Raw genomic sequence first — 5,459 nt, 5'->3', positions numbered from 1 at the left:
CCCTCGGGGCACCAAGACAATGAAGAAAGGCCTTGATTATCAAGGCCTTTTTTTATGCGTGGCGTAAAAGTGGCGTAACGGCGTTGATTACGCCATGCGTTGGGCGTACTGCCCAGGGCGCCGTGATGGTTGATAACGGATCCTGTCGACCAGGCAGAGTAAGCCGCGTTGGAGAGGCCGGAATTTCCAAATGCGCAATGTGTGGCCATGCGTGTGACACCCACCCTACGCGACGTAAAATTTTTCCCTGCCCTATGCTCAAAAGCACGTAAGAAGTGTAAGTGAGAGATGTAGATTCTCTGTATCCCTTATAGATAGAGGGATAGAAGTCTCTCTATTACTGTAAGTGAACTGTCGGAAGGCTGTTTTTACCTAACAGTCGGCACCTGTAAGTTGGAATTCTCCCAAGCCCTTGATTTACAAGGCTTTCAGCGCAGTCAGAATTCCCCATACAGTTTCCTACACTCACACTGTAAGCAGCGATCCCCAATGAATCCGGGGTGTTTAGCCGTTTTCTGACACACCCAACACCACTTACACGTATGGAAGGGACTACCCAAGAAAGTGTTTTTGGTGATCGACCAGGCCTGACAGTGGCCCGCTCCTGAACTCCGGCGCTGCGTGTGAGTCTTTGAAACGCATCAAATAGCCCGCAACCCTTGATCCGTGCGGGCTACAGCGAAATTCTGCATCCCGAGTAGTCAGCCAGGTTTCAGACGTAAAAGACCTACGCCCGCCGTTAAAACCTGCTGAAACCCAATTTTTCAAAGTCTTCGACCAATCAAACCGGGCACTTCAGCAACCCTCCCCCCGCTGCCGCTCCCTGCACCTCTGTGCAAGCGCGCTGCATTTCTCTTCAAAACTTTGCACATTGTGAAACGCCCGCCTTGCTGCGAAGCCCCACGGCCCGCCTGGGCTGCAGGATCACTTGCACTACATCCCGATTTGCACAAAAAAAGGACGTAAAGCCCGTTGGCGGGAGGGGGATAAGTGCTTTTTCAGCGACTTTCTTGTGTCAGGCAAGGTTTCGCTAAGTGCATGCGCTCGTGTGTATTGCGGGCATTGGCTTTGTCCGTGCCGCATATGGAGCAAAAGGGAGGGACAGTATGTGAAGTAGAGAAGTGATCGATCTGTTGGTCGCGGATGGCTGGTGACGGCGTCGAAAATTGCGTTGTCTGCTTTGGGGACAATGGAAAATCCTGAACGCCCGCGAAAGTCATCTCACTTGGGCTTAGACCCTTGCGGGCGTGGGCAATCGAGCGTTTATGGGCGAAGGCCTTGATGGAGCTTGGCACCCATCACATGAATCAGGCAGTACCGGCGTGGTATTTCGTCAATTGGGGCTGGTCTCGTTGCGTAGCACTGCAGCGACTCCGATGTATTAACTGAACCGCATGTAAGGTGAGAAGGCTGAAGGTGCAACATCATTCCCCCGAGCATCGATCTCATTTCTAGCGATACACCAGCGAATGGCGCGTGACAAATCACACGCCGTGCCTTGATTGCTAGGTGACTTCGCAGGTCAGGCAGCGCCTCGATGAACTGGGCCTCTGAGCCAGTGGTCAATGCGTTGGAGGAAGGCCACTGAGCATGTTTTCGGCCAGTGGGGTCAACGCCTTGAAAGATGACTCTTGTTTATTCAGTTGTGCCAACGCGTAAAGGGTGCGTGCGGTTCGACCGTTGCCATCCCCGTAAGGATGGTAACGGACAATGGCAGCAAAGAGCGCTTCACCCGCATCCACCTGGCCCGCCTGCACCTTGATTTTGATATCGTCCAGCGCCTTCACAAGACCGGCGCGCCCCACATCCGAACCAATGAATAGCGGATCGCTGCTGGAGCGGAACACCCGCTCCACTTGCCCGGCGGCTGGTTGGTAGACCACATCGTGCAGGCGATTGATGGTCTTGATGTCCATCAGATCGGCCTGGCGATTTTGTGAAAGCGCGTTGCGGATACGCCCCTGCAACTCGCTCACCGCACCAGGATCGGCGGCGGAACGGCTATTGCCGGTGATCCAGTTGGCGGCAGCCAGTTCTGCCTCTGCTGGCAAGGCTTGGCGGGGGACGGCAGGGGGCGAGTCCAGGAGTCCGCGAAGGTGATCATTCGCCGCGCTCAATCGGGTCAGGTCTGACTGCAGCCGGCGCTGCACCTGAGCTTGTTCAAAGGCCAGTTCACCCCAGGCAAAACGGGTCTTTGCCGTGCCCAGGGAGTCCAGTAGCAAATTCTGGCGCATCGAGAGCTCGACGACTTCAGGCGTAGTCAAGCGCGCCAACTGGCGCGCAGGCTCACTGCCTGTCATGCTGTCAACCAGGAGATTGATTTTGACGTTATCGGCCAGCCTGGACCAGGTCACACTGCGCAACGCCTGTGGAATAAAGGTATGGGTGGCTGCCTTGGCTCGACGATAAAGGGCGAGGGCCTCGGTGATGCCGCGTCGGGTCAAGGGCGCAGCGCTCGCCAGCGTGCCCACGCCGCCCAGAATACCGCCCAGGATCGCATCATTGCGAAACGCCGCGGCATCTTCCGGTCGGTCGGCGATGTGTGCCTGGGTCAGGCTGGCAGCGACATAGGCACTGTCCAGGGCGAGGTTGGCCAAGAACAATCCGATACGGCCCAACAGCGTTCCCGTACCGGGAGCGACTATATTCAACGCAAGAGCGGCCACCATCAGAATGGTCTTGGCCACCTCCAGCAAGTACCCGGTGATTTGCTCCCAAGAACTGAACACCAGGTAGTCGATGTCCGAAGCCAGACGACTCATCAGGCTATCAAACAACCTATTGGCCAGATCGCTCTGGTTTTGGCTTGGTGTGAAAGAGAACGGTCGATTCAAACTACTGGTTGCTGGAAAACTCCGCTGTACATGGGTTGCAACGAGGGTTTGAAACATCGAAACCGGTCTATTTTTATACGTTTGCGCGGTATAACTGGGCAGTTTAGTGAGAACCCAGGTCTTAAACTCATCCGTCTGGGGGAAGACAGAGACCATTTCGGTGTTCGTCTTTCCCAGGGTGCGCGTATAGGTAATCGGTTGGCTTGCGACATGAAAAAAGCGGGCATCATCCACACTGATAAGCACACCGCCCGCCTCGCCGAAGGGGATCAGGAATACACCGTTCAGTCTGGTCCCACGAAAGGACACTTCTCGGGCCTGAATATCTCCGATTAGAAAGCTTTCCACCGCCGGTGCATATTCAGCGGCCTTGTCGGGGCTGTCCAGATACGCGAGACAGCGCAGCTTGATCAGGTTCTGATAAAGCGCCGTCAGCCCGACTCGGTTGGCGGGATTGTCGCGGTGCTCCGACAACGCCCGCTCCATCACGGTTTGCAGATTCTCCTGAGTCAGTGCACTGATGAGCTCATTGGGCTCAAACGTGGTTCGCAGAAACGCATACTGACGGCCCAGCGAATCCCTCGCTTGCTTGAACGCATAAAGATAGTGCCCCGTCACGACATCGCGCAGCGTTTCGCGTACCGTCATGCGGCTCGGTGCACGTCCATTAGGGGGGATCGCGCGCGAGTCGTAGGGCCCGGGATGATAAGTCACCCTGACATAGCTGTCCGGCGACAACGCTGAAGTCGTGCCGCTTTGCTGGTCGTAGCGGCGAATACCTGCGTTGATGTAATCATCAATAAACACCGCCGGATTCAAAATGGGGCTGTACAGCGTCGTGAGCAGTTGCAAGGTTTGCTCCGCGCAGAGCTGATCCGGGGACGGTGGTGGCGTTTCGGTTGGGTCGGTGACCACGGGGCGTGGCGAGATGTTGCCCGCCAACAACGTCTGCTTGTATTGGCTTACGCTGGATTGACCATAAGGATCCGACAAACTGTCCGCAATGCCCCACAGCCCATCCAGCAGGGGACGGTAGGTTTGGCCAGATTCGAAGGATTGATACTCAATAAAGTAAGAAATATTACCAATAAAGTTTAGCAAGCCATAAACACCTCGCTCAGCCGGCGGCTTTTCCTGTGCCAACCTATTAGCGCTTTCTAAAAAGTTAGCCACTGTTGAGTTGTTGGTAAATCCAGTTTCTTGAAACAAATTTTTAATGCGCTGCGGGATGGAGCTTTGTACGTTGCTAGACATTAATTCTTCCATATTCGTTTGTAATTGAATGACGACTGAATGCTGCAATATTGCTTTTGACATAGATTGCTATTGGTTCGTTGTTTTCAGGCGCCTTTGAAAGAAATTATTAGGCAGCTCCGAAGACTGAATAGCGCACTGGGATACATATAGGCTTGCAGCCCACGGGCAAGCGGGCAAGCGGGCAAGCGGGCAAGCATCCACGATTAGCGCAGTGTTTTGTCTTGGAAAACTCAAAAAAGGATTCTTTATTCAGACTCAAACATTCGGTGTGGTAGAAGCTGGGTCTGCCATATCGACATATGGCAGGCGGCGATCTTAAGCACTGCCAGCAAACTGAGCCTAACTAATTAACCGAAATCTCCGACATAAATATTTTAAAGCCTTGCTTGTTCGGCACCGCCTTATAATTATAAAACTCTCCAGCACTTCCAAACAACTCACCTCACATGCAAATGAGCGAGTAATAGAGCTCTAGCTACAAACATACTTATCGATCCATATTGAAACTTAAGTGCACGATATATGCAATATAAAGTCCGAGTTCAGACATTCTGTGAGCGCCGTTTCGTCCGGTGGGGCAGAGATGGGCATGACAGCACTATTGGCATTCATTGAGCCAAAGGTAACGAAATCAACTATTGCGTAATTGGCTTCATCATTCCAAGCATTCCTTTGGCGCTTGCTGCGGCTATGGTGAACGCTGCGGCATTGGATGGTGGCGGTGTTGGTCCGTGGGTATGGCTTGCCAGTTGTGTGCTCATCTGCTCGACGAGATCGAGCAGATCGCATAGCACTTGAAGCACGTTGATACTTTCAGTTCCCAGCCATGTTTTGGGCGCTTGCATGCGCTGACTGACTCCCGCCACGCTCTCACGCAAGCCTTCAATCCGCTCCTGCATATCACCGCCCACCGTGGCGTTGTGCTTCTGAGCCACAACCAGGTTTAGATCCCGGCCGGTCGCTTGGTGCAGATCATCCACCGCCGCCAAGCTCGCCGATCCACCCGACATCAGCTTGAGCGCGCCCAGCGCCTCGATCGTTTTCACACCACCCACCGTCTCGGTCGAGTGGTCATCGATCGTCTGCGTGTGGCTCTGGAACTGCTCGCGGTTGTCCAGGGCTTCAACTTCGCGCTCGATCGCCTGATCACGGATCTTGCCATCGGTCTGGCGTAGCCAGTTGCCGTCGGCATCGACGCGCTGCTGGGCGGCTTCGCTGTGCTGCCACACCTGATCACCTTTCGGCACCTTCGGCATGCTCAGCCCATGCGGCAAGATCGATTGAATGTAGGGTTTGTTCGGCAGGCCGTACGCAAAACACACCACCACCCGCGTGCCTTCCTCGGGAAAGGCATAAATGCCCATTTCC

Annotated in this window: 2 protein-coding genes; both read right to left on the bottom strand. The window is 54.4% G+C overall.

All coding sequences use genetic code 11. From position 1 onward, the window contains the following. Positions 1–1,562: 1,562 nt before the first annotated feature. Positions 1,563–4,088: a hypothetical protein gene (locus tag FGA82_RS32010; protein ID WP_141130161.1), complete on the bottom strand. Its 2,526-nt coding sequence runs from the start codon at positions 4,086–4,088 to the stop codon at positions 1,563–1,565. A gap of 638 nt (positions 4,089–4,726) precedes the next feature. Beyond that, a partial coding sequence (locus FGA82_RS32005) for a hypothetical protein (RefSeq protein WP_141130160.1) occupies positions 4,727–5,459 on the bottom strand: 733 nt, incomplete at its 5' end.

It is taken from the genome of Pseudomonas fluorescens, from assembly GCF_005938625.1.
Taxonomy (GTDB): domain Bacteria; phylum Pseudomonadota; class Gammaproteobacteria; order Pseudomonadales; family Pseudomonadaceae; genus Aquipseudomonas; species Aquipseudomonas fluorescens_BD.
Note: the sequence above shows the minus strand (reverse complement) of the source record. Positions and strands in the feature narration are given on the sequence as shown.